Annotated in this window: 25 protein-coding genes and 1 pseudogene; 7 read left to right on the top strand and 19 right to left on the bottom strand. The window is 60.9% G+C overall.

Annotation, left to right across the window (positions count from 1 at the left end):
- Nucleotides 1–167: 167 nt before the first annotated feature.
- The 4 genes from DK871_RS04840 (at nucleotide 168) to DK871_RS04825 (ending at nucleotide 3802) form a co-directional block, all read left to right on the top strand.
- Nucleotides 168–968, top strand: coding sequence for a transporter substrate-binding domain-containing protein (locus DK871_RS04840; RefSeq protein WP_161904181.1), 801 nt, complete (start codon nucleotides 168–170; stop codon nucleotides 966–968).
- A gap of 219 nt (nucleotides 969–1187) precedes the next feature.
- A complete protein-coding gene (locus tag DK871_RS04835) occupies nucleotides 1188–1985 on the top strand; it encodes a transporter substrate-binding domain-containing protein (RefSeq protein WP_161904180.1) in 798 nt (265 codons plus the stop codon).
- Nucleotides 1986–2115: 130 nt separating this feature from the next.
- On the top strand, nucleotides 2116–3075 hold the full coding sequence (locus DK871_RS04830; RefSeq protein WP_161904179.1) for an amino acid ABC transporter permease: 960 nt from the start codon (nucleotides 2116–2118) through the stop codon (nucleotides 3073–3075).
- A complete protein-coding gene (locus DK871_RS04825) occupies nucleotides 3068–3802 on the top strand; it encodes an amino acid ABC transporter ATP-binding protein (protein ID WP_116666169.1) in 735 nt (244 codons plus the stop codon). Before DK871_RS04830 ends, DK871_RS04825 begins: the two co-directional genes overlap by 8 nt.
- Before the next feature lie 113 nt (nucleotides 3803–3915).
- Here the strand turns inward: DK871_RS04825 and DK871_RS04820 are convergent, their stop codons facing one another.
- From DK871_RS04820 to ubiE, 12 genes and pseudogenes are all read right to left on the bottom strand, one after another.
- A complete protein-coding gene (locus tag DK871_RS04820) occupies nucleotides 3916–5823 on the bottom strand; it encodes a methyl-accepting chemotaxis protein (RefSeq protein ID WP_161904178.1) in 1908 nt (635 codons plus the stop codon).
- A gap of 135 nt (nucleotides 5824–5958) precedes the next feature.
- Complete coding sequence (locus DK871_RS29630; protein WP_375139730.1) at nucleotides 5959–6672, bottom strand: methyl-accepting chemotaxis protein; 714 nt, start codon at nucleotides 6670–6672, stop codon at nucleotides 5959–5961.
- Between the two features lie 144 nt (nucleotides 6673–6816).
- A pseudogene (locus tag DK871_RS29625) lies at nucleotides 6817–7875 on the bottom strand (methyl-accepting chemotaxis protein); the annotation flags it as partial.
- Between the two features lie 225 nt (nucleotides 7876–8100).
- A complete protein-coding gene (locus tag DK871_RS04810; protein ID WP_161904176.1) occupies nucleotides 8101–8808 on the bottom strand; it encodes a 16S rRNA (uracil(1498)-N(3))-methyltransferase in 708 nt (235 codons plus the stop codon).
- Complete coding sequence (tatC, locus tag DK871_RS04805; RefSeq protein WP_003187874.1) at nucleotides 8805–9596, bottom strand: twin-arginine translocase subunit TatC; 792 nt, start codon at nucleotides 9594–9596, stop codon at nucleotides 8805–8807. The genes DK871_RS04810 and tatC overlap by 4 nt, the downstream gene beginning before the upstream one ends.
- A complete protein-coding gene (gene tatB, locus DK871_RS04800) occupies nucleotides 9593–10000 on the bottom strand; it encodes a Sec-independent protein translocase protein TatB (RefSeq protein WP_161904175.1) in 408 nt (135 codons plus the stop codon). The genes tatC and tatB overlap by 4 nt, the downstream gene beginning before the upstream one ends.
- 10 nt (nucleotides 10001–10010) lie before the next feature.
- A complete protein-coding gene (locus tag DK871_RS04795) occupies nucleotides 10011–10289 on the bottom strand; it encodes a twin-arginine translocase TatA/TatE family subunit (RefSeq protein WP_056782679.1) in 279 nt (92 codons plus the stop codon).
- A 26-nt stretch (nucleotides 10290–10315) separates the two neighbouring features.
- Nucleotides 10316–10648 carry a phosphoribosyl-ATP diphosphatase gene (locus DK871_RS04790; RefSeq protein WP_003187881.1) on the bottom strand — a complete coding sequence of 111 codons (333 nt, stop codon included), beginning with the start codon at nucleotides 10646–10648 and terminating at the stop codon, nucleotides 10316–10318.
- Nucleotides 10649–10650: 2 nt separating this feature from the next.
- Nucleotides 10651–11043, bottom strand: coding sequence for a phosphoribosyl-AMP cyclohydrolase (gene hisI / locus DK871_RS04785; protein WP_032893977.1), 393 nt, complete (start codon nucleotides 11041–11043; stop codon nucleotides 10651–10653).
- Nucleotides 11044–11084: 41 nt separating this feature from the next.
- The gene (ubiB, locus tag DK871_RS04780; RefSeq protein WP_161904174.1) at nucleotides 11085–12689 is read right to left on the bottom strand and encodes a ubiquinone biosynthesis regulatory protein kinase UbiB; all 1605 of its coding nucleotides are present in this window, start codon (nucleotides 12687–12689) and stop codon (nucleotides 11085–11087) included.
- On the bottom strand, nucleotides 12686–13309 hold the full coding sequence (locus DK871_RS04775) for an SCP2 domain-containing protein (RefSeq protein WP_161904173.1): 624 nt from the start codon (nucleotides 13307–13309) through the stop codon (nucleotides 12686–12688). Before DK871_RS04775 ends, ubiB begins: the two co-directional genes overlap by 4 nt.
- Nucleotides 13309–14079 carry a bifunctional demethylmenaquinone methyltransferase/2-methoxy-6-polyprenyl-1,4-benzoquinol methylase UbiE gene (ubiE, locus tag DK871_RS04770; protein ID WP_003171186.1) on the bottom strand — a complete coding sequence of 257 codons (771 nt, stop codon included), beginning with the start codon at nucleotides 14077–14079 and terminating at the stop codon, nucleotides 13309–13311. Before ubiE ends, DK871_RS04775 begins: the two co-directional genes overlap by 1 nt.
- Nucleotides 14080–14224: 145 nt before the next feature.
- Here ubiE and DK871_RS04765 point away from each other — a divergent pair, with 145 nt between their 5' ends.
- The 3 genes from DK871_RS04765 (at nucleotide 14225) to DK871_RS04755 (ending at nucleotide 15987) form a co-directional block, all read left to right on the top strand.
- On the top strand, nucleotides 14225–14500 hold the full coding sequence (locus DK871_RS04765) for a polyhydroxyalkanoic acid system family protein (RefSeq protein WP_161904172.1): 276 nt from the start codon (nucleotides 14225–14227) through the stop codon (nucleotides 14498–14500).
- 104 nt (nucleotides 14501–14604) lie between these two features.
- Nucleotides 14605–15027 carry a phasin family protein gene (locus DK871_RS04760; RefSeq protein ID WP_161904171.1) on the top strand — a complete coding sequence of 141 codons (423 nt, stop codon included), beginning with the start codon at nucleotides 14605–14607 and terminating at the stop codon, nucleotides 15025–15027.
- A gap of 12 nt (nucleotides 15028–15039) precedes the next feature.
- A complete protein-coding gene (locus DK871_RS04755) occupies nucleotides 15040–15987 on the top strand; it encodes a phasin family protein (protein WP_161904170.1) in 948 nt (315 codons plus the stop codon).
- A gap of 187 nt (nucleotides 15988–16174) precedes the next feature.
- On the opposite strand, the gene DK871_RS04750 is transcribed toward DK871_RS04755, so the two are convergent.
- From DK871_RS04750 to hslV, 7 genes are all read right to left on the bottom strand, one after another.
- Nucleotides 16175–16795 (bottom strand): TetR/AcrR family transcriptional regulator, encoded by a 621-nt coding sequence (locus tag DK871_RS04750; RefSeq protein WP_161904169.1) that lies wholly within the window; start codon nucleotides 16793–16795, stop codon nucleotides 16175–16177.
- A 28-nt stretch (nucleotides 16796–16823) separates the two neighbouring features.
- Nucleotides 16824–18506 (bottom strand): class II poly(R)-hydroxyalkanoic acid synthase, encoded by a 1683-nt coding sequence (gene phaC / locus DK871_RS04745; protein WP_161904168.1) that lies wholly within the window; start codon nucleotides 18504–18506, stop codon nucleotides 16824–16826.
- 90 nt (nucleotides 18507–18596) lie between these two features.
- Nucleotides 18597–19442 (bottom strand): poly(3-hydroxyalkanoate) depolymerase, encoded by an 846-nt coding sequence (phaZ, locus tag DK871_RS04740; RefSeq protein ID WP_003171205.1) that lies wholly within the window; start codon nucleotides 19440–19442, stop codon nucleotides 18597–18599.
- Nucleotides 19443–19533: 91 nt separating this feature from the next.
- On the bottom strand, nucleotides 19534–21213 hold the full coding sequence (gene phaC / locus DK871_RS04735) for a class II poly(R)-hydroxyalkanoic acid synthase (RefSeq protein ID WP_161904167.1): 1680 nt from the start codon (nucleotides 21211–21213) through the stop codon (nucleotides 19534–19536).
- Nucleotides 21214–21462: 249 nt separating this feature from the next.
- Nucleotides 21463–21840, bottom strand: coding sequence for a gamma-butyrobetaine hydroxylase-like domain-containing protein (locus tag DK871_RS04730; protein ID WP_161904166.1), 378 nt, complete (start codon nucleotides 21838–21840; stop codon nucleotides 21463–21465).
- A 79-nt stretch (nucleotides 21841–21919) separates the two neighbouring features.
- Nucleotides 21920–23257 carry an ATP-dependent protease ATPase subunit HslU gene (hslU, locus tag DK871_RS04725; protein ID WP_003187898.1) on the bottom strand — a complete coding sequence of 446 codons (1338 nt, stop codon included), beginning with the start codon at nucleotides 23255–23257 and terminating at the stop codon, nucleotides 21920–21922.
- A 37-nt stretch (nucleotides 23258–23294) separates the two neighbouring features.
- On the bottom strand, nucleotides 23295–23825 hold the full coding sequence (gene hslV / locus DK871_RS04720; protein ID WP_003171209.1) for an ATP-dependent protease subunit HslV: 531 nt from the start codon (nucleotides 23823–23825) through the stop codon (nucleotides 23295–23297).
- Between the last annotated feature and the right edge of the window lie 297 nt (nucleotides 23826–24122).

Genomic DNA, 24122 nt, shown 5'->3' with positions numbered 1-24122 from the left:
CACTTCGGGGGTGTTTCAAACGTTGGTCCTACAGCGTTTTTAGCCCCTTCCTTTTTATTCCTAACTCCTTGTTATTTCGAAACAAAAGACCTTTGTTCGAAGCGTATTGCCGTGCCTGCAGCTGGGTTAGGATCGCCCCCCACATTGGACTCGCCACGGGGGCATTCATGATCAAAAGGTATTGTTTGGCATTGCTGATGGGCTTTGTCCTGGGGGGACACGCAGGCCTGCTTTACGCGGGCGCGCTGGATAACGCTGTGCGCCGTGGCGTACTAAAAGTCGGCACCACCCCCAATAATGTGCCGTTCGAAATGCTCGATAAGCAGGGGCGCATCGTCGGCTTTGAAATTGACTTGCTCCACGCCATGAGTCGCGCGCTGGGTGTAGAGCTTGAGTTGGTGGCGGTGCCCTACACGGAGTTGCTGCCAGGGCTGACGGCAAACAAATTTGATCTGATTGGCAGCGGCATGACGGTCACCCAAGAGCGCAACCTCAAGCTCAACTTCAGTGACTCGTTTATCGTGGTGGGCCAGACGGTGCTGCTGCATCCGCGCCTGGGCGCGAAGGTGTCCAGTATTGAAGAGCTGGACGACGCCAGTTACCGCGTCGTTACCACCCAAGGCACCACCGGCGAAGCCGCTGCGCAGCGCTTTCTCGTATCCGCACGGCTCAGCAGTGTGACTGACCCGGAAGAGGGCGTGCGGCAGGTGGTGGAAGGCAAGGCCGATGCTTTTATCCATGATGCGCCCTACAACCTGATCGCGATGAGTCGGCCACAGAACAGTGCATTGTTGGCACTGGAGCAACCCTTTACCTTTGAACCCTTGGCGTTTGGCCTGAAAAAAGGTGATTACGACAGCCTCAATTGGATCAACCACTTTCTCAATCAGATCGCCCAGGACGGCACCTACGATCGCCTGCATGACAAGTGGTTAAGGGACACGGCCTGGATCGCCGAGATCGACTGATCGTCATAACTGCTTACACATCAACCCCTGATCGAGAGGCCGCGCTGAAGCGTCTGCGCCTGCGCTTCTGCGCGCCGCTGTCAGGGTTTTCCGACACACACCGATAACATTTACCGGTGAAACCTTTGTGGCGGACAACGAGTGGGTTAGGATCGCTCCCCGAAATGGCGCAGCCCTCTCGTGCGCCCACCTTATAAGAATCGTTCAGGGGTCTTGATGATGAAAAAGTATCTTTCGATGCTGATGCTTGGCGTCACCGCGCTGGTCGCTGCCACCGTGGCACAGGCCGGCGCCATTGATGAGGCGGTCAAGCGCGGCACGTTGAAAGTCGGCATGGACCCCACCTACATGCCGTTCGAAATGACCGACAAACGCGGTGAAATCATCGGTTTTGAAGTCGACATCCTCAAGGCCATGGCCAAGTCCATGGGCGTCAAGCTGGAGCTGGTGTCCACCGGCTACGACGGCATCATCCCGGCCTTCCTGACCGGCAAGTTCGACATGATTGGCAGCGGCATGACCCTGACCCAGGAACGCAACCTGCGGCTGAACTTCAGCGAACCCTTCATCGTGGTCGGCCAGACGCTGCTGATCCGCAAGGAGCTGGAAGGCACCATCAAGTCCTACAAAGACCTGAACGACGAGAAATACCGGCTGACCTCCAAGCTCGGCACCACTGGTGAGATGGTGGCCAAGAAGTTGATCTCCAAAGCCAAGTACCACGGCTACGACAACGAGCAGGAAGGCGTGCTCGACGTGGTCAACGGCAAGGCTGATGCGTTCGTCTACGACGCACCGTACAACGTGGTTGCCGAAAAGAAAGTCGGTAACGGCAAGCTGGTGTTCCTGGAAGAGCCCTTCACCTTTGAACCCCTGGCGTTCGGTTTGAAGAAAGGCGATTACGACAGCATCAACTTCATCAACAACTTCCTGCACCAGATCCGTAACGACGGCACCTACGATCGCATCCATGACAAGTGGTTCAAGAGCTCCGAGTGGCTCAAGGACATGGAATAAGGCCTGACACCGAGTTGCCTGCATCGCAGGCAAGCCAGCTCCCACCTTTGACTGTATTCACACATCAACCTGTGGGAGCGGGCTTGCCCGCGATGGCGGCCTATCAGGCGACACCTATGCGGAAAGTGAAATGAAACATAAAAAAGCCCAATGGCCCTGGCACCTGCTGACGGTGGTCGTGCTGGTCGGCCTGGCGGGTGCCCTGTATTACGCCACGTCGTTGATGTCCTACGAGTGGCGCTGGAACCGCGTCCCGCAGTACTTCGCCTATCAAGCCGAGACCTCCCAGCGCGCCGCGGATATTTCCACCGTGGTCGAGTTGGTGCGCAACGGCGATACGGCCGAAGTCACCCTGCGCAACGACGCCGGTGTCGAGCAAAAGCTCACGGTTGCCGATAATAGCCTGCAAGTGGCGCGCGGCGACGATGTGGCTGAAGGCGATGTGGTCGGTGTGACCCGGCAATGGGCATTGGGGCCGTTGATGTGGGGCTTGTGGACCACACTGTGGCTGTCGGTGGTGTCCGGCATACTGGGTTTGGCGATTGGCTTGGCGACCGGGCTGTGCCGGCTGTCGAAAAATCCCACCTTGCGCGACCTCTCGACGATCTACGTCGAGCTGGTGCGGGGCACGCCGTTGCTGGTGCAGATCTTCATTTTCTATTTCTTTATCGGCACGGTGCTCAACCTGTCCCGGGAGTTCGCCGGGATCGCCGCGCTGTCGTTGTTCACCGGTGCCTACGTGGCGGAAATCGTGCGCGCTGGCGTGCAGTCCATCACCCGTGGCCAGGACGAAGCGGCACGCTCCCTGGGCTTGAGCGCCAGCCAGTCGATGCGCCACGTGGTACTGCCGCAGGCGTTCAAGCGCGTGCTGCCGCCCCTGGCCGGGCAATTTATCAGTCTGGTCAAGGACACCTCACTGGTGTCGGTGATCGCGATTACCGAGTTGCTCAAGAGCGGCCGCGAGGTGATCACCACCTCGTTCTCGCCGTTTGAGATCCTGTTCTGTGTGGCGGGCTTGTACCTGCTGATCAACCTGCCGCTGTCGAAGATGGCCAGCCGGCTTGAGCGGAGGCTCGCCCAAAGTGATTGAAGTGCGCGATCTGGTAAAAGTCTTCGATACCCGTGGGCAGGTGGTGCGCGCGGTGGATCATGTCACCACTCAAGTGGCCAAGGGCGAGGTGTTGGTAGTGATCGGTCCTTCGGGCTCCGGCAAGTCCACCTTCTTGCGCTGCCTGAATGGCTTGGAGGAGTTCGACTCAGGTTCGGTGAGCATCGACGGCCTGCAACTGGCCGACCCCAAGACCGACGTGAATGCCTACCGCCGTGAAGTGGGCATGGTGTTCCAGCACTTCAACCTGTTCCCCCACATGACCGTGCTGGAAAACCTGTGCCTGGCGCAAAAGGTTGTGCGCAAGCGCGGCAAGCAAGAACGCGAAGCCAAAGCCCTGGCGCTGCTGGAAAAGGTTGGTATCGCGCAGAAGGCCCACGAGTTCCCGTCGCGCCTGTCTGGCGGCCAGCAGCAGCGAGTCGCCATTGCCCGAGCCCTGGCCATGGAGCCCAAGGTGATGCTGTTTGACGAGCCCACCTCGGCCCTCGACCCGGAAATGGTCGGTGAAGTGCTCGACGTGATGAAGACCCTGGCCCTGGAAGGCATGACCATGGTGTGCGTCACCCACGAGATGGGCTTTGCCCGGGAGGTGGCGGACCGTGTGTTGTTTTTCGATCACGGCAAACTGCTGGAAGACGCCGCCCCGGCCGAGTTCTTCAATGCGCCAAAAGACCCACGCGCCCAAGCCTTCCTGCGCCAAGTGCTATGACTGTAGGAGCGAGCTTGCTCGCGAAAAACGTCAACGATAACGCCACGCACCCTGAATGAACGCAGCGGCCTTGAGTTCTTCGCGAGCAAGCTCGCTCCTACAGGGGTGGTGTTTCAGAGCTTGAATTTGTCGACCAGCGTCTGCAGATCCAGGCTCAACCGCGTCAACTGAACACTCGCCGCCGCCGTTTCCTCGCTGGCGGCGGCGGTCTGTTCCGACACGTCCCGTACCTTCAACACACTGCGGTTGATCTCGTCGGCCACAGCGCTTTGCTGTTCCGCCGCGGCGGCGATCTGCGGGTTCATTTCCTGGATGATCGACACCGTGCGGGCAATGGCGATCAGGGCGTCGCCGGCGTCGCGGGTCAGGGCGACGCTGTTGTCGGTCAGGTTGCGGCTGCTGTCCATGATATCCGCCACCTGCTGGGTGCCGTTGTGCAGGCCGAGGATCAGCCCTTCGATCTCCTCGGCCGATTCCTGAGTGCGTTGGGCCAGGCTGCGCACTTCGTCGGCGACCACCGCAAAGCCTTGGCCGGCAGTGCCCGCGCGCGCCGCTTCGATGGCGGCGTTCAGGGCCAGCAGGTTGGTCTGCTGAGACACGGACTTGATCACGTCCAGCACACTGGCGATCTTCTGGCTTTCCTGTTGCAGCGCGAGCATCGCGCGTCCCGACAGCGCCATTTCACTGGCCAGGTTGCCAATCTGCTCCACGGCCTGGGTGACCACTTGCTCACCAGCGCCGGCCTGCTGGTCGGCTTCATTGGCTGCCACCGAGGCGCGTTCGGCGTGGCGCGCCACTTCCTGGGCAGTGGCGAGCATTTCATTCATTGCCGTCGCCACCTGGTCGGTTTCGTCTTTCTGCTCGTTGAGCCCGCTGCGGGTCTGCTCGGTGACCGTGGATAACTGCGTGGCCGCCCCGGCGATCTGCCGGGCGCTGTCACCGATACTGCTGATCAGGCTACGCAGGCTGCGGGTCATTTGCCCGATGCTTTGCTGCAACTGGCCGAGTTCGTCACGACGGTCGACCGCCATGTCATGGCTGAGGTCGCCCTCGGCAACACGGTGGGCAGCGCCCAGGATTTGCCGCAGTGGCACCGCAATCTGCCGGGCGATCCACCAGGCTGCCAGCGCGCCCAGTGCCAGGGCGGCCACTGTCACGCTGATCAGCAAGGTACGGGTGTGGTCTGCCTCGCTATTGCGCTTGGTGTTCTGGCTCTGGCTCAACTGGTTACTGTTGTCGCGCAGGTCATTGAGTTGCTGTTCGAAGCGGTTTTGCACGGTCTCCACGTTGAGCTGGGCTTCCTTGAGCTTGATCAACTGCTCGCGGTAGGCGGCCAGGTCGGTCTTGAGCAGTGCTGAATCCACCGGCAGTGCTGTGACGGCCAGCTGCGCGATCTCCAGAGCGTCAAGCGCCTTGCCGATGGCCTCTGCATACATCGCCAGCGATTGCGCGGCCCAGGCGGGGCTCTGGGCGCGATCTTCGGCCAGCTCCATGGCCTGGCGCAGTTGCTCAATGGCATCAAGGGCCTTTTCGTCGTTCTGGTCAGGCAGGTCACTGGCAAATTGGGCGAGGGTATCGCTGGCTTGCAGGGCGATTTTTTTCAGCGCCGGGCGGATGCGCTCGCGCTGTTCGATCAAGGGCGGCAGTTGTGCCAGTGCCGCCTTGAAGTTGCTTGCAAGGCGCTTGGCCTCTTCAAGTCGCTGCAGGTCTGCCGGGTCTTTCAGGCGGTTTGAAAGGTCGGCCAGGTGCTGGTCGATCCGCTCGATTTTCGCGGCCATTTTGCCCAGGCTGTCGCTGTCTGTGAGCGTGCGGTACACGATGCGGTCGGCGCGCATGGCCTCGGCGTCGACGGCCAGTTGCCCCAGGGTCGTCAGGCTATTGGATCGATAAAGCACGGCGTTCAAGGCTTGCCAGCCGGTGGCGGCGATCAGGAAACTGAGGATCAGCACTTGGCCAAAACCCAGGGCGAGCTTGAGGCGGACGCTGGCATTGACCAGCATGCGGGTCAGCCGAGGAAACATGGTGAACCTCCGAATCAGAAAAAGCGTTTCGCGACACCTGAAACGCTAATTCGATTCGGGCCCGTGGAGGGCTGATAACTGCGTAGGAAATTTCACAAGATGCGGTGGCTTTGGTAAGCCGCCGCGTAGGGTAATTCAGACTCGAAAGCGCCCGACCAGGGTCTGCAGGTAGATCCCCAGGCGCGCCAGTTCGGCGCTGGAGGACGCGGTTTCTTCGCTGGCCGACGAGGTTTGCTCGGAGATATCCCGCACATTCAACACGCTGCGGTTGATCTCTTCAGCCACGGCGCTTTGCTGCTCGGCGGCGGTGGCGATCTGCGAGTTCATCGCCTGGATGGTCGAGACGGTGCGGGTGATATTGCCTAGCGCGTGGCCGGCGCGGCGCGTCAGCTCAACACTGCTCTCGGTGAGCCCGCGGCTGTTGTCCATGATGGTTGCCACCTGCTGGGTACCACTTTGCAGGCCGACGATCAGCTCTTCGATCTCTTCAGTGGACTTCTGCGTGCGCTGGGCCAGGCTGCGCACCTCGTCGGCCACCACCGCAAAGCCGCGCCCGGCCTCACCGGCACGCGCGGCCTCAATGGCGGCGTTAAGGGCCAGCAGGTTGGTTTGCTGGGCCACGGATTTGATCACGTCGAGCACACTGCCGATCTTGTCGCTTTCGCGCTTGAGTTCACCCATGGCCACCGTGGAATTACCCACTTCGGTGGCCAGGCGCCCGATCTGGGCGATGGCTTCACCCACCACCTGGTCGCCTTCACGGGCTTGCTGGTCGGCAGCCACGGCGGCTTCCGAGGCCTCTTCGGCGTTGCGCGCCACTTCTTGCACGGTGGCCGCCATCTCGTTCATGGCCGTGGCCACCTGGTCGGTCTCGACCTTTTGGCTGTTGACCCCGGCGCTGGTTTGTTCGGTCACGGCCGACAACTGTTCGGCGGCGCTGGCGATCTGGGTGACGCCGTCGCTGATACCGCCGATCAACTCGCGCAGGCCCACGGTCATGCTTTGCATGGCACGCTGCAATTGGCCCAGTTCGTCCTGGCGGCCCGATTCCAGGTTGTGGCTCAGGTCGCCGGAGGCCACGCGCTCGGCGACCTTGAGGGTCTGGTTCAGCGGGATGACGATCTGGCGGGTAATGGCCCAGGCCGCGAAGACGCCGACGATCAACGCCAGCACGGTAGCAAGCAGCAACAGGTATTTGGCCTGCGCGGCATCTGCGTCACGCACGGCGGTCTGGGAGACGGTGAGTTTTTCACTGTGGCCCAGCAGGATGTCGCCTTGGGCGGTCATGGTTTTCAGCGCTTGCGCGCTGGCCACCTGGGAATCGCGATACTGGCTGACGGCGGCGCGATAGGCTTGCAGTGAAGCCCCGGCTTCTTGCAGGTTGGCCTGGTATTGCGCAGGCAACTGGCCTTGCAGCTCGGTGATTTTCTTCAGGGCGTTGTCGATGGCATCCAGGGCCGGTTGCTCGGCTTCGACCTTGCCGCTGTAGGTGTAGCCGCGTACCTGGAAGCGCGATTGCTGGATCAGCTTGCTCTGCTCGACCACGCTGTTGAACTGGGCGACGCTGTCACCTTGCAGCAGGGCTTTTTCGATTTCGTTGATCTTGGCGACGGCATTGTCGGCAGTATCGCCGAGTTTGCTGCGCGCGCCCTCACGCTTGAGGCCCGCCTGGACCATGGCGGCGAAGGCCTTTTTGTATTGGTTCAAGGCTTCCTGCTGTTGCTCGACCAGGGCTTTGTCGTCAGGTTGCTCGATTAGCTCGGCGGCGGTCTTCAGGCCACTGTCGAGGTGGGCGAGCAGGCCGTCGACCGTGCTCGTGCCTTGCTCGCCACGGCGCATGTCGAAGTCAAGGCGTGCCAGGCGCAGGTCTTTGCTCAGGCCATTGAGGCTGGAAATGAAGCCCAGCTTGTCACCGCGATTGATCACCTCCCCCAGGCCGGTCCAGCCGGTAAAGGTGATCAACAGCGTCAGGAGCAACACCAGGCCAAAGCCCACACTCAGCTTGCGGTTGACGCTTACATTCCCCAACTTCTCGGCTAACCAACGATACATGCTGCGAACTCCCCTGGAACAAGGCTTGGACTTATTCAAAGGCTATCGGCATGGGCGCGGGTTTCTGTAGCCATGCACATCTAAACGCTAATGCTGTAGGAGCGAGCTTGCTCGCGAAAAACGTCAACGATCACGAGGGCTTCCTGAATGAACGCGGCGTTTGTGAGTTTTTCGCGAGCAAGCTCGCTCCTACAGAAGGCGAGATGACCGTTTGATCTGCAGGGGTTAGAACAGGCGGGCGAGCAGGGCCGTTACGGCGGTTTCGACGCGCAGGATGCGTGCACCCAATTGCACCGGCTGCAACCCGGTCTTGGCCAGCAGGTCCACTTCATAGGGAATCCAGCCGCCTTCCGGGCCGATCGCCAGGGTCACCGGTTCTTCCAGGGCTCGGGGGCAGGCCGGGTAATCGCCCGGATGGCCGATCAGGCCCAGGGTGCCTGCCGCCATGGCTGGCAGCCGGTCTTCGACAAACGGCTTGAAGCGTTTCTCGATAATGATCTCGGGCAGCACCGTGTCCCGTGCCTGCTCCAGGCCGAGGATCAGTTGCTCGCGCACCGCTTCCGGCTCCAGGAACGGGGTTTGCCAGAAGCTTTTTTCCACCCGGTAGCTGTTGACCAGTACCACCTTGGGCACGCCCATGGCAGCTACCGTTTGCAGCACCCGGCGCAGCATCTTCGGGCGGGGCAGGGCCAGCAGCAAGGTCAGGGGCAGTTTGCTCGGTGGCGGTTGGTCGAAGCTCACTTGCAGTTCGGCTTCAGCGGCTTCCAGGCGCAGCAGTTGGGCGTTGCCCATCAGCCCGCCAATGCGGCCCACGCGCAGGGAATCACCGACGGCGGCACGGTGAACCTCCTGCATATGCACCAGGCGCCGATCACGCAGCACTACGCGGTCGGCCGCGATAAAGTCGACCTCTTCGAGCAGCAGCAGGTTCACGGCTGGGTCGCTGGCGGCTGGTCGTCGTCGACAGGCGCGTCATCCGGGTGTTCGCCACGCTTGCTGATCAAGCCGCTGAACAGGATGCCCACTTCGAACAGCATCCACATCGGCACCGCCAACAAGGTCTGGGAGAAGATGTCCGGCGGCGTGAGGATCATGCCGACGACGAAGCAGCCGATGATCACGTACGGGCGGATCTTCTTCAGGTACTTGACGTCGACCACGCCGATCCACACCAGCAGCACCACCGCCACCGGGATTTCGAACGCCACGCCGAAGGCGAAGAACAGCGTCATCACGAAATCGAGGTAGCTGGTGATATCGGTCATCATTTCCACGCCGGCCGGGGTGGCGGCGGCGAAGAACTTGAAGATCAGCGGGAACACCAGGAAGTAGGCGAAGGCCATGCCGGTGTAGAACAGCAGGATGCTCGACACCAGCAACGGCACGGCGATGCGCTTCTCGTGCTTGTACAGGCCCGGCGCGATAAAGCCCCAGATCTGATGCAGGATCACCGGGATCGCCAGGAACAGCGAGACCATCATGGTCAGCTTCAAGGGCGTCAGGAACGGCGACGACACATCGGTGGCGATCATCGTCGCGCCAGCCGGCAGGTACTGGCGCAGCGGCGTCGAGACGAAGGTGTAGATCTGCTGGGTAAAGGCGAACAGCCCGGCAAAGATGATGAAGATCGCCGCCACGCAACGCAGCAGGCGGGTACGCAGCTCGGTGAGGTGCGAGACCAGCGGCATATGCTGGTCGTTTTCCGGTTTATCAGCGCTCATGGGGCTCGCGGCGGCAATGTAGGGTCATGGGGCGCGGGCGACGCAACGGGCGTCGGCGCAGGCGTTGTAGGGGCGGGCGCAGCCGGTGCGACGTCGGCCACAGGGGCTGGCGCGATGCTGTGCTCGGCCACCGGCGTTACCGGCTTGGCCGGCTCTTGCACCGGGGACAGAATCTTGCGGGCTTCCTGCTCCAACGAGAGGATATGTTCGTTGTGCAATTGCCGGCGGATTTCGTCGGCACCGATTTCCCGTTCAACTTCCTGTTTGATCGCGTTGAAACTGCGTTTTAGGCGCCCGATCCACAAGCCGGCGGTGCGTGCGGCACCGGGCAGGCGTTCCGGCCCCAGTACCAGCAGGGCCACCAGGCCGACGAGCAGCAGTTCAGAGAAGCTGATACCAAACATTAGTCAGTGCTCACGAGTCTTTGCGGGTCGGCTCTTGGACCTTTTCAGCCTGAACGTCGAAGGTACGGCGCTCGGTGATCGGCTGGGTGGCCTGCGGGTGAACAGGCTGGGCCGGTGGCACCGGGTTGACGCTTGGCTCGGCTGGCTTTTCATCATCGTTCATGGCTTTGCGAAAGCCCTTGATCGACTCGCCCACATCGGTGCCCAGGTTCTTGAGTTTCTTGGTACCGAACACCAATACCACCACCACCAGAATGACGATCCAGTGTTTCCAGTCAAAAATGCCCATGCTTCAAATCCTCAAGTCTTAGTTATTCAGGCGGACGGGCGCGAGGCCTTCTCGGCGTGCCCGGACAAGCCGAAGCGACGGTCCAGTTCATCCAGCACGGCCTGTGGGTGCTGCCCCAGTTGGGCGAGCATCACCAGGCTATGGAACCACAAGTCTGCGGTCTCATAGATTACATCGCTGTAATCACCGCTGATTTGCGCGTCCTTGGCCGCAATGATGGTCTCGACGGATTCTTCGCCGAGTTTTTCCAGAATCTTGTTCAGACCCTTGTGGTACAGGCTGGCGACATAGGAGCTGTCGGCGTCCGCGCCTTTGCGGTCTTCCAGCACCTGGGCCACACGGTTCAGGGTATCGCTCATGTTCAGTGTCCTGCTGGGTAGATGGCGTGCGGGTCTTTGAGCACCGGCTCCACAATCTTCCATTCGCCATTCTCGAACACGCGATAGAAGCAACTGTGGCGGCCAGTGTGGCAGGCGATGCCGCCGATCTGTTCGACCTTGAGGATCACCACGTCGGCATCGCAGTCCAGGCGCAGCTCGTGCAGGGTCTGCACGTGCCCGGACTCTTCGCCCTTGCGCCACAGTTTGCCACGCGAACGTGACCAGTAGATGGCGCGCTGCTCAGCGGCGGTGAGGCTCAGGGCCTCGCGGTTCATCCAGGCCATCATCAGCACGCGCCCGGTCTTGTAGTCCTGGGCAATGGCCGGCACCAGGCCGTCACTGTCCCACTTGATCTCATCCAGCCAGTCTTTCATGTTCGGCTCCGGCAATTTGCGACAGTGTATAACCGGATTGGCTATCGACGCACGATCAGATAAACACCCACGGCGACCATGATGCCGGCTGGCCAGTGGCCCAGTTGGTTCAAGGGCCCACCGATCGCCAGCATCACGCCGCCCACCAGGTGCGCGGCGCCGAGCAGGCGCAGGAACCAACCGTCCTTGCGCTTGCGCCACGGTGGCTCAGGGTCCTTGGCATGGGGCTGGGACATGCGCTCCAGCAGGTCGCGGGTCATGTTGGCCAGGTGCGGCAGCTGTTCGAACTGGCTGTGCAGGTTGCCCAGCATGGTTTTGGGGCTCATGCGCTCGCGCATCCAGCGTTCCAGGAAGGGTTGCGCGGTGTTCCACAAGTCCAGGTCCGGGTACAGCTGGCGGCCCAGGCCTTCGATGTTGAGCAGGGTCTTTTGTAGCAGCACCAGTTGCGGCTGCACTTCCATATTGAAGCGCCGCGCGGTCTGGAACAGGCGCATCAGCACCTGGCCGAAGGAAATATCTTTTAACGGTTTTTCAAAGATCGGCTCGCAGACGGTACGGATCGCCGCTTCGAATTCGTTGAGTTTGGTTTCCGCGGGCACCCAACCCGAATCAATGTGCAACTGCGCCACACGGCGATAGTCGCGCTTGAAGAAGGCGAACAGGTTGCGCGCCAGGTAATCCTGGTCTTCGGGGGTGAGGCTGCCGACGATGCCGCAATCGATGGCGATGTACTGCGGGCTCCACGGGTTGACGGTGCTGACGAAGATGTTGCCCGGGTGCATGTCGGCGTGGAAGAAACTGTCGCGGAACACTTGGGTGAAGAAGATCTCCACACCGCGCTCGGCCAGCATCTTCATGTCGGTGCGCTGGTCGGCCAGGGTCGCAAGGTCGGTGACCTGCACGCCGTAGATGCGCTCCATCACCAGCACTTTTGGCCGGCACCAGTCCCAATACACTTGCGGCACATACAGCAGTTGCGAGCCTTCGAAGTTGCGTCGCAACTGGCTGGCGTTGGCCGCTTCGCGCAGCAGGTCGAGTTCGTCGTAGATGGTTTTTTCGTAGTCGGCGACCACATCCACCGGGTGCAGCAGGCGCGCATCGGCAGAGAAGCGTTCGGCCGCGCGGGCAAGGACAAACAGCCACGCCAGGTCCTGGCCGATGATCGGCTTGAGGCCTGGGCGAATGACTTTCACCACCACTTCTTCGCCGGTCTTGAGCTGTGCGGCGTGTACTTGCGCTACAGACGCCGAGGCCAGGGGCTCGACGTCGAAGCGGCTGAACACCTCGCTGATCTTCTGGCCCAGCTGTTCTTCGATCAGCGCCATCGATTGCTGCGAATCGAACGGCGGCACGCGGTCTTGCAGCAGCATCAGCTCGTCGGCGATGTCTTCGGGCAACAGGTCGCGGCGGGTGGAGAGGATCTGCCCGAACTTGATGAAGATAGGCCCCAGATCCTGCAACGCCAGGCGCAGGCTCGCACCACGGCTCAACGGCGACGGTTTGCGCGGGAACCAGCGCCATGGCAGCACATAACGCACCGCCAGCAGGAACCACGGCAAAGGCAGGGCAAACAGCAGGTCATCGAGACGGTAGCGGATTACGACGCGCTGGATACGAAACAAACGGCGGACGGCGAGCAGCTTCATGCGTTATCGCTTGGATCAAGGGAACGGCTCAAGCGCTCGAAGCGGGCCTCGAGGCGTTCCAGGTCGATTTTGGCCTTGTCGAGTTCGCGAAAGCGCGCTTGCGCTTCCCGTTGCCCGACCAGGGTGCGCGATTCTTCGCTCAGGTATTCGGCGAGGTTCTGATTGAGGCTGACGAACCCTTGCTGGTACCAGCGCGAGCGGCTGCGCAGGTGTCCGCTGATCAACTGGGTGGCGACGGGGCCGATCCAGCGCGACAGTTCGTATTCCCAGTCCAGCTCCAGGTCTTGCAGCACGGCGGCCAGGTCCATCAGCACCGCGCTGTCGCCTTCCAGTTCCACCTCGGGGCTGTGGAGGATGGCCGTCTTGTTGCGGCTCAGCGCCAGGTGCAACAGGCTGGAGGCCGGCGCACGCAAAGTGCAATCGGCTTGGGCGGCCCATTGGGTGGCGAGCAGCAGGCCTTCATCGCTGGGCAGGATAAACAGCTGCAAGGCGGGGCTGCGGCAGTCGACGGCAATGACTTTGCCGGTCAGGTGCGCGAGCCGCGCCAGGGCGGTGCTGTCCAGGCGCAGTACACGGTTGAGGCCGTGCTCGACGCTGGCGAGAAGACCTTGCAGCAGCATCAGGGCTTGATGCCGCGGTGCAGGGCGACGATGCCGGACGTCATGTTGTGGTAGGTCACGCGGTCGAAACCGGCCTCCACCATCATCGACTTCAGGGTTTCCTGGTCCGGGTGCATGCGGATCGACTCGGCCAGGTAGCGGTAGCTCTCGGCATCGTTGGTGATCAGCTTGCCCATCAACGGCATGAAGGCGAAGGAGTACGTGTCGTAGACCTTGGACATCAGCGCGTTGGTCGGCTTGGAGAACTCCAGCACCAACAGGCGGCCACCTGGCTTGAGCACGCGCAGCATCGAGCGGATCGCGTCTTCCTTGTGGGTCACGTTACGCAGGCCGAAGGCGATGGTCACGCAGTCGAAATGGTTGTCGGGGAACGGCAGCTTCTCAGCGTCGGCCTGGACGAATTCGATATTGCCGGCCACGCCTTTGTCGAGCAGGCGGTCGCGGCCAACCTTGAGCATCGAGCCGTTGATATCGGCCAATACCACTTGGCCGGTGGGGCCAACCAGCTTGGAGAACTTGGCCGCCAAGTCGCCGGTGCCACCGGCGATGTCCAGTACCCGGTTGCCGGTGCGTACGCCGGACAACTCGATGGTGAAGCGCTTCCACAGGCGGTGCATGCCGCCGGAGAGCACGTCGTTCATCAGGTCGTACTTGGCCGCCACGGAGTGGAACACCTCAGCGACTTTTTCCGCCTTTTGGCTTTCCGGGACGTTCTTGAAGCCGAAGTGAGTGGTGGGTTCGGCATCGCTGCCTTTGCGCTGATCAGTCATATCGCTGTCACCAAAAGAGAATGCGGGACATGATAATCCCCAAGGCCTGCTTTGTCTTGGCAAGGCTGCAGGTAAGATAGGCGCTCATCGAGACCTTTTGCCGCATGGCGGGTGTTCTGAGTCGTTATAAAGAGGAGTCATTGCAATGGCCCGCATTACCGTTGAGCGTGAACATACCCTGGGAAAAGAACAGGCGCGGGCCAAGGCTGAGCAACTGGCGCGCAAACTCGAGGATAAATATGGGGTGGAGTCTTCGTGGGCTGGCGACACCCTGAAGCTCAAGCGCTCCGGGGTTAAAGGCACGGTGTGGGTGGCCAATGATTCGCTGCGCATTGATGTGGAACTTGGCCTGTTGATGTCGGCCATGAGTGGCACGATCAAGTCCGAAATCGAAAAAGCCCTGGACAGGGCCCTGGCCTGATATCGCTGTGCTTAGGGTGCCGATTCTAATTTTAAACCCTACTTTGTGCCCAAGCCCTCAACTCTTGCGGGCCGTCCGCCACCCAATCCTGAGTGAGGTGCACCATGGCCAAAGTTATTTTGAAGAAAAAAATCGACGTTCAGACCACCCCCCTGAATGAGGTTAAAAGCTATGCCCGCAAGATCTGGCTGGCGGGTCTTGGTGCCTACGCCAAGGTCGGCAGCGAGGGCGGCGAGTACTTCAAGGAACTCGTTAGAAGCGGTCAACGTGTTGAAAGTAAAGGTAAAAAAGTTGTAGTTGAACAACTTGATGCCGCCAACAGTCAGATTGACCAAGTAAGGAGTAACGTCTCCGGCGTCAAAGGCCTGGTTGAAGTTCAACTGGATAAAGTTGAAAAAGCTTTTGATACTCGTGTCGCCAGTGCCTTGAATCGGATCGGCATTGCGTCTAAACATGACGTGGAGACACTCTCTGCTAAGCTCGAAGAGCTGACGGCATTGCTCGAACGTGTCGCGCGTAAACACTAAGGAGACATCGGGATGGCTGTTAAAAAGACTACTCAGAAAGAAGGCAGCTCGTGGGTCGGGAAAGTTGAAGAATATTCCCGCAAAATCTGGCTCGCTGGTTTAGGCGTGTACTCGAAGATCGACAGTGACGGCAGCAAACTCTTCGAGACCCTGGTTAAAGACGGCGAGAAGGCCGAGAAGTTGACCAAGAGCACGGTTGGTAAAAAAGTCGACGCTGCCAAGGCGAGCGCGGGTTCCGCCAAGTCGAGCATTTCGGATACCTGGGGCAAGTTGGAAGAGACTTTCGACAAACGCCTCAACAGTGCTATTTCGCGACTGGGCGTACCGAGCAAGGCTGAGTTGAAAGCGCTGCATGGCAAGGTCGATACCTTGACCAAGCAAATCGAAAAACTCACCGGCGCCAAGGCGGCTCCCGCCAAGACGGCCACGGCCAAGCCTGCTGCAAAACCAGCAGCCAAGCCTGCGGCTAAAACCGCTGCTGCAAAACCTGCCGCCAAAACTGCCGCCAAGCCGCTGGTTAAAGCCGCCGCCAAGCCGGCTGCAAAACCCGCTGCAAAAGCGCCAGCCAAAGCCGCTGCGAAACCTGCGGCCAAGCCAGCGGCTAAAACCGCTGCGGCCAAACCGGCTACCAAGCCTGCCGCTAAGCCAGTGGCCGCTAAAACCGCCGCCAAACCTGCGGCCAAACCTGCGGCTAAACCGGCTGCCAAACCTGCCGCTAAAACCGCTGCCGCTAAACCTGCTGCCAAACCCGCCGCTGCGAAACCAGCGGCCAAACCTGCCGCGGCCAAAAAGCCTGCGGTGGCGAAAAAACCGGCAGCTGCAAAGCCCGCCTCGACGGCCAAGCCAGCCACGGCGCCAGCACCGGCCGCTTCTACCGCCAATTCGGTGTCCGCACCGACGCACGCGGCTGCTATCCCGACTGCAACGCCGGCCACCCCGACGCCATCCAGTCAGTCCTGATTTCTACGGGACACAAAAAACGCCCGGTCTGCGAAGATCGGGCGTTTTTTATGAAGATCTAAGAAACGCCGCATGCCCCATTTTTGTAGGAGCGAGCTTGCTCGCGAAAAACTCAAAGACGCCGCGTTTATTCACGAAGCCCCCGTTATCGTTGACCTTTTTCGCGAGCAAGCTCGCTCCTACATGTTTAATCGATGTCATCCAGGTACTTCAAGGCGAACTTCTCGGTCGCCTGCCGCGCCGTCGGCAGCAGATGGGGCGCCACCAGCATCATGATCTGGTACACCACCACCCGCACCTCACCCTCACGATCCAGGATCCGCTGGTAATCCAGGGAAAACAGCAACGTCAGGGTGATCTGCTCCACCAGTTGCCCCAACGCCTGGGTATCACTGACCAGCTGCCCAGCCGCCTTCAACCGCGCAAGCAATGACGCCAATGTGCGCTTGAGCGCCGTGAGCAGGTGACGGATCCCCTTGGCCAGCTTGGGCAAGCGCCCGGCCAGGTTCGACAGGTCCTGGAACAGGAACCGGTAGTGGGCCATGCGCTCGACAATCAGGTGCAGGAACAGCCAGTAATCCTCGGCCTCCAGTTGCGCATCGGCGGGAGGGTCCAGCAGTGGCGCCAGCTCACATTGAAAACGCTCGAACAGCCCGAGCACCAAGGGCTCCTTGCCATGGAAGTGGTAGTAGAGGTTGCCGGGGCTGATCCCCATTTCATTGGCCACCTCCATGGTCGACACGTTCGGTTCGCCCTTGTGGTTGAACAACTGCAGGGCACATTCAAGGATACGGTCGCGCGTCTTCATCCAGTCTTCTTAAAGTTGATCGCTGAGCTCAGCGCACCCGCACGTAAGTGCCCGGCGCCGCTTCCATCGGTGGGTAATTCTGGTTGCCCAGGGCGGTGAGGGTTTCGCGTTGTACACCGGAGCGTTTTTGCACCCACTCCAGCCACTGCGGCCACCAACTGCCTTCGACGTGCTGGGCGTCGTAATACCAGGCGCGCGGGTCGCTGCTCAGCTTGGGGTTCTCGACGTAGTTGGCCTTGGGGTTGCCCGGTGGGTTGAGGATGCTCTGGATATGCCCGCTGTTGGACAGCACAAAGCGCCGCTCGCCGCCCAGCAGTTGCGTGGAGCGGTACACCGCGTCCCACGGGGTGATGTGGTCGTTGATGCCGGCCACGCTGAAGCTGTCCACCGCCACCTTGCGCAAGTCGATGGGCGTGCCGCATACCTCCAGGCCGCCAGGGTGGCTCAGGGGGTTGTGCTTGAAGAAGTCCAGCAGGTCGCCGTGCAAGGCGGCGGGCAGGCGCGTGTTGTCGTTGTTCCAGTACAGGATGTCGAACGCCGGCGGTTCCTTGCCCAGCAGGTAATTGTTGATCCAGTAATTCCAGATCAGGTCGTTGGGGCGCATCCAGGCAAACACCTTGGCCATGTCGCGACCATCCAGCACGCCTTGCTGGTAGGAGCGGCGCTTGGCGGCTTCCAGGGTTTGCTCATCGGCGAACAAGGTTGCGGGGCTGTCGATCTGGCTGTCCAGCAGGCTTACCAGGTAACTGGCGCTGGAGATGCGTCGCAACTGGCGCTTGGCTTGCAGGTGGCCTTGCAGCGCGGCGATGGTCAGGCCCCCGGCGCAGGCGCCCATCAGGTTGACCTCGCGGGCGCCAGTGATGGCCCGGCACACGTTGAGCGCTTCCTCCAGCGCCGCCACGTAGGTGGACAGGCCCCATTCGCGATGCCGCACGTCCGGGTTACGCCAGCTGACCATAAAGGTCTGCAGGCCGTTTTTGAGCGCGTATTGCACAAAGCTGTTGGCCGGGCTCAGGTCGAAGATGTAGTACTTGTTGATTTGCGGCGGCACCACCAGCAGTGGCTTGGCGTACTGTTTTTCGCTCATGGGCTTGTATTGGATCAGCTCCAGCAGCTCATTGCGAAACACCACCGAACCGGGCGTGGTCGCCACGGTCTTGCCCACTTCGAAAGCGTGCTTGCTGACCTGGCGCGGCAAACCGTTGTTGTGCAGCAGGTCTTCGAACAAGTTGCTCACGCCGCGCACCACGCTATTGCCGCCGGAGTTGAGCAGCTCCTTGATCGCCAGCGGGTTGAGCAGGGTGTTGGAAGGGGACACGGCATCGTTGAGCAGGGCGAGGGCGAACTGCGCGCGGGCGCGATCATCGTCACTGAGGGCGCTGTCATCGATCCACTGCCGTGTCTGTTTTTGCCAGCTCAGATAGGCTTGCAAGCTGCGCCGGTACAGCGGGTTGAGCTTCCAGGTGGGGTCGCTGAAGCGATGGTCCCTGGGGTTGGGTTCGTGCACGGTCTCACCCAGCAGCACGCGGCCCAGCTGGCCGCCCAGGGCCAGGGCGTGGCGGGCGGTGTGCACCGGGTTGCGCAGGCCGTGCGCGGCGACGGTACGCAGGGTCGACAGCAAGTCCCGGCCACGCAGGCCGGTGATCGCATTTTGTGCGTTGATGAACGTAGCGGGGGTGGGCGCCGGGTTCGTCACGGGTCTTTCTCGCATGAGCCAACACTCCTTCGTCAAGACATCAAGCAGGCACGCCAATCCAGAACCATAGTCGGTTCCTGGCAAGTTGCGCGGTGGTGTGTTCCTTCACACCGCCGGTCGCGGATGTATCACGGCGCGCAGGCGCTCCTCCTCCAGAAACTTCATGATGATCGGCGCCACGGCTTCGGCCCGGGTGATCAGGAACAGGTGGCCATCATCAATGATGTGCAACTGTGCATTGGGGATGCGCCAGGCGAGCATGCGCATGTTGACCAGCGGGATCAGCGGGTCATCGTCCCCGGCCAGCACCAGGGTGGGCTGGCGGATCTTGTGCAGCCAATGAATGCTGGTCCAGCCCAACCCGGCAAACAGCTGCCAGTAGTAGCCCAGCTTGCCGGCCGAGCGCACTTTGCTGGCGTGCTCGGCGGCCAGTTTGGAGTCACGGCGGAACGAGCCGCCATAAATCATCGGTGCAATGCGCACCACATGGGACGGTTGGATATAGCGCCTGGGGCTTGCCATCAGCCACAAGACTTTCGGTTTGCCCGGCACCATGAAGGCACCGGCCGCCGTGGCCGCCAGGATCAATTTCTTGCAGCGCTCGGGGTAGTCATAGGCAAATTGCTGGGCCAGCGCTCCGCCCCAGGACACGCCCACGGCGTTCACTTGGCCGTAGTCCAGGTAGTCGAGCATGCGCGCGGTGAGCTTGGCCAGGCCGGGGAACCGATAGGGCCGGTTCGGCGTCGAGGAACCGCCCACGCCGGGCACGTCGAAGGCGATCACTTCCAGGTCCGGGTCCAGGGCCTGGACGAACGGAAACACCAGCTCAAGGTTGGCGCCGATGCCGTTGAAGATCAGCAGCGGCGTCAAGTGCGGCTTGCCCGGGCGCACCGCCGTGCGGATGGTCTGGCCATCCAGGTCGATGGTACGGAAGATGAACGGTTGCGGCATGGGGAAACCCTTCGGGTTGGAGGGGTAGCTTTAAGCCACAAGCTGCAAGTTGGGTGCGATCAACTTGTAGCTTGTGGCTTGCAGCTTGTGTCTAGCGTTCATGTACATAGGTCCCCGGCGCCGCTTCGGCAGCGGCATAGGTCTTATTGCCTAATGTCGTCGGGGCTTTTTTCAGTTTCCCCGCCCGCTCCGCCTGCCACACCTGCCAATGCAGCCACCACGAATCAGTGTGCTTGGTCGCATCCTCCTGCCACTCCAGCGCACTGCCGGCCAGGCCCTCGCTGGTCTGGTAGCGCGCCTTGGGGTTGCCCGGCGGGTTGAGGATGCTCTGGATATGCCCGCTGCTGGACAGCACAAACTCGACCTTGCCGCCGAACAACTGTGCTGACTTGTAGCAGGACTGCCACGGCGTGATGTGGTCGTTGGTGCCGGCCAGGGAATAGATATCGGCGGTGACCTGCTTGAGGTCGATGGGCGTGCCGCACACTTCCAGGGCGTTGGGGCGTACCAGTGGGTTGTTCTTGAACAGTTCGATCAGGTCGCCATGGAACGCGGCCGGCAAGCGTGTGGTGTCGTTGTTCCAGAACAGGATGTCGAACACCGGCGGCTCGTTGCCCAGCAGGTAGTTGTTGACCCAATAGTTCCAGATCAGGTCGTTGGGGCGCATCCAGGCAAAGACCTTGGCCATGTCGCGGCCTTCCAGCACGCCGGCCTGGTAGGAGTGGCGCTTGGCCGCTTCCAGGGTCTGCTCATCCACAAACAGCGCCACCTGGGTGTCCAGGGTGGTATCCAGCACGCTCACCAGCAGGGTCAGGGCGTTGACCTTCTTCTGCCCCAGCGCCGCATAGTGGCCCAACAGCGCCGTGCAGGTGATGCCGCCGGAGCAGGCGCCGAGCATATTCACGTCTTTGCTGCCGGTAATCGCCGTGACCACATCCACCGCTTCCTTGAGCGCCTCGATATAGGTGGACAGCCCCCATTCGCGCTGGGCCTTGGTGGGGTTGCGCCAGCTGACGATAAAGGTCTGCTGGCCATTGCGCAGGCAGAAGCGCGCCAGGCTTTTATCCGGGCACAGGTCGAAGACGTAGAACTTGTTGATCTGCGGCGGTACCACCAGCAGCGGGCGTTCGTGTACCTGTTCGGTAATGGGCTTGTACTGGATCAGCTCCAGCACGTCGTTGCGAAACACCACCGCGCCTTCGCTGGTGCCCAGGGTCTTGCCGACTTCAAAGGCGCCCATGTTGACCTGGCTGGGCATGCCGCCGTTGTGCACCATGTCCTTGGCCAGGTGGGACAGGCCGTCGAGCAAACTTTTGCCGCCGGTTTCAAAGAAGCGTTTGACCGCCGCCGGGTTGGCCGCGCTGTTGGTGGGGGCCATGGCTTCGGTCATCAGGTTGATCACGAAATGGCCACGGCTGATGTCTTGTGCCGACAGGTTGCTGTCGTCGATCCAGTCGTGAAGTTCCTTGCGCCACGCCAGGTAAGTCTGCAAATAACGTTTGTAGAGCGGGTTCTGGCTCCAGGCCGGGTCGTTGAAGCGACGGTCGTCGCCCTCGGGCGCCAGTGCGGATTTGCCGAACATCACGTTCTTCAATTCAACGCCAAAGTGGGCGACGTGCTTGACGCTGTGCAACGGTTGCTTGATGGCTTGGGTCAGCACCATCTTGGCCGAGGCCAGTAAATCCTTTTTGCGTAACGCGATGATCGGGTTCAACCCCAGGGTGTTTTCCGAGGCCTGGCGTTTCAAGTCATCGTTATTCTTGTTACTCATCTACGACGCTCCATTGTCCGAAAGACGAGTACCGGCGATTGCTGCGCACCCAATTTCGATACACGACACCAGCCTGGTACTGCGACTCGGGTGACCGTTGATACCGCATCGTCAAATGCAGGGAACTTGCCAGTTCCATTGGTTACCCGAGTTTATTTTTTTTCGCAAGCGGGCCAATCGTTGGCCACGCGACAGGGCATTCAAGCAGATGAAATTAGAAAATGCGCTCTAAACAGCAAGACCCTTGGACTAGAGCATCAGCCGCACGACCGACTCACTCGGATCGCGGGTTTTCCCAGCGGCTTTGAGCTCGGCCAGGTAGTCCGCCCACAAAGCGTCCTGACGTACGGCCAACTGGTAGAGGTAGTCCCAGGTGAACAGCCCGCTGTCATGGCCGTCATCGAAGGTCAATTTCAGTGCGTACTGGCCGGCCGGTTCCAGCTTGCTCAACCGGACATTGAGTTTGCCGAATTGCAGGATGGGTTTGCCGTGGCCCTGGACCTCGGCGGAAGGGGAGTGCACCCGCAGGAATTCGGCGGGCAACTGATAGGTTTCGTCCGGCCCGTAGGTCAGGCCGAGGGTGTTGGAGGTTTTGTGCAAATTAACAGCAGTGGGGAATTTTGGCATTGGGGACACCTTGGGCTGCAAGCTACAAGCTGCAAGTTGAATGTGCTCAACTTGCGGCTTGTAGCTTACAGCTTGGGGCTTACAGAATGTACCGAGACAGATCTTCGTTCTGCGCCAATTCGCCCAGGTGGCTGTTGACGTAATCAGCATCGATCTTGATCGCTTCGCCATTCTGCGCACCGGCCATGTCGCCGGCACTGAACGATACTTCCTCCAGCAGGCGCTCAAGCAAGGTATGCAGGCGACGGGCACCGATGTTCTCGGTCTTCTCGTTGACCTGCCAGGCGATCTCCGCCAGGCGCTTGATCCCGTCTGCCTGGAATTCGATACCCAGCCCTTCGGTTTTCAACAGCTCGCGGTACTGCTCGGTGAGCGAGGCATGCGGCTCGCTGAGGATGCGTTCGAAGTCGCCCGGCGTCAGCGCCTTGAGTTCCACCCGAATCGGCAAGCGGCCTTGCAGCTCGGGCACCAGGTCGCTGGGCTTGCTCAGGTGGAAGGCACCGGAGGCGATAAACAGGATGTGGTCAGTCTTGACCATGCCCAGCTTGGTGTTAACCGTGCAGCCTTCGATCAGCGGCAACAGGTCGCGCTGCACGCCTTCGCGGGAGACATCCACGCCGCCGGAGTTGCCGCGCTTGGCCACCTTGTCGATCTCGTCGATAAACACAATGCCATGTTGCTCGACCGCTTCCAGGGCCTTGGCCTTGAGTTCTTCCTCATTGACCAGGCGCCCGGCTTCTTCGTCGCGCACCAGCTTGAGCGCTTCTTTGACCTTGAGCTTGCGGCTTTTCTTCTTGCCCTTGCCCATGTTGGCGAACAGGTTCTGCAACTGGCTGGTCATTTCTTCCATGCCAGGCGGGGCCGAAATGTCCACGCCGGACACTTCAGCCACTTCAATCTCGATTTCCTTGTCATCCAGCTGGCCTTCACGCAGGCGCTTGCGGAACAGCTGGCGAGTGTTGGAATCGGTAGCCGGTGCGGCGTCTTCGTTGAAACCCATGCGTGCCGGTGGCAACAGGGCGTCGAGGATGCGCTCTTCAGCGGCGTCTTCGGCGCGGTGGCTGACCTTGGTCACTTCCTGTTCGCGCAGCATCTTCAGGGCGGCGTCAGCCAGGTCACGAATGATCGACTCGACATCACGGCCCACATAGCCGACTTCGGTGAACTTGGTCGCTTCGACCTTGATGAACGGTGCATTGGCCAGTTTGGCCAGGCGCCGGGCGATCTCGGTTTTACCGACGCCGGTGGGGCCGATCATCAGGATGTTCTTGGGCGTTACTTCAACGCGCAGTTCTTCCGGCAGTTGCATCCGGCGCCAGCGGTTACGCAGCGCAATGGCAACGGCGCGCTTGGCATCGTCCTGGCCGATGATATGGCGGTTGAGTTCATGGACGATTTCGCGGGGAGTCATGGACATAGTGTTTGGCGGCCTCAAGCCTGAATAAGCCCAGGGCTTATTCGGCGAGGTCCTGCTCCTCAATGGTCTGGTTGTGGTTGGTGAACACGCAGATATCGCCAGCGATACCCAGGGCGGTCTCGACGATTTCACGGGCCGACAGGTCGGTTTTCTTCAACAGCGCGCTGGCCGCAGCCTGGGCGTAGCCGCCGCCGGAACCCATGGCGATCAGGCCATGCTCGGGTTCAACCACGTCGCCGTTGCCAGTGATGATCAAGGAAGCGTCTTTGTTCGCAACCGCGAGCATGGCCTCCAGGCGGCTGAGGGAGCGGTCGGTGCGCCATTCTTTGGCAAGCTCCACAGCGGCGCGCACCAGGTGGCCCTGGTGTTTCTCAAGCTGGCCTTCGAAACGCTCGAACAGGGTAAAGGCGTCGGCGGTAGCGCCTGCGAAGCCGGCAAGCACCTGGCCGTGGTACAGGCGGCGCACTTTCTTGGCGTTGCCTTTCATCACGGTGTTGCCCAGGGAAACCTGGCCGTCGCCGCCCATGACAACTTTGCCGTGGCGACGTACTGAAACGATGGTGGTCAAGGGGAGAGTCTCCACGCAGCGGGGCGAAAATGCCCTGATGGAAACTCATATGGGGGTGGCGAGGGGGATTTCAACCGTAGGAAGACAGGGCGGACGAGTGGTGTTTATGGCTTCGACACCTGCTTGAGCACACTGCAAACCAATGTGGGAGCTGGCTTGCCTGCGAAAGCGGCCTGATAGTCAACACAGTTGGACCGGGTACATATCCGTTATTTAGGTTACGGCCACTTAGGGTTCCGCTCTGACAGCGGCTCACTTTTGAAAAGCGCAAAAGTAAGCAAAACGCTCTTGCCCCAC

Origin of the sequence: Pseudomonas sp. L13, from assembly GCF_009935965.1 — a bacterium.
GTDB classification, from domain to species: Bacteria; Pseudomonadota; Gammaproteobacteria; order Pseudomonadales; family Pseudomonadaceae; genus Aquipseudomonas; species Aquipseudomonas lactis.
The sequence above is the reverse complement of the archived record's forward strand: the minus strand, read 5'-3'. Positions and strand labels throughout refer to the sequence as shown.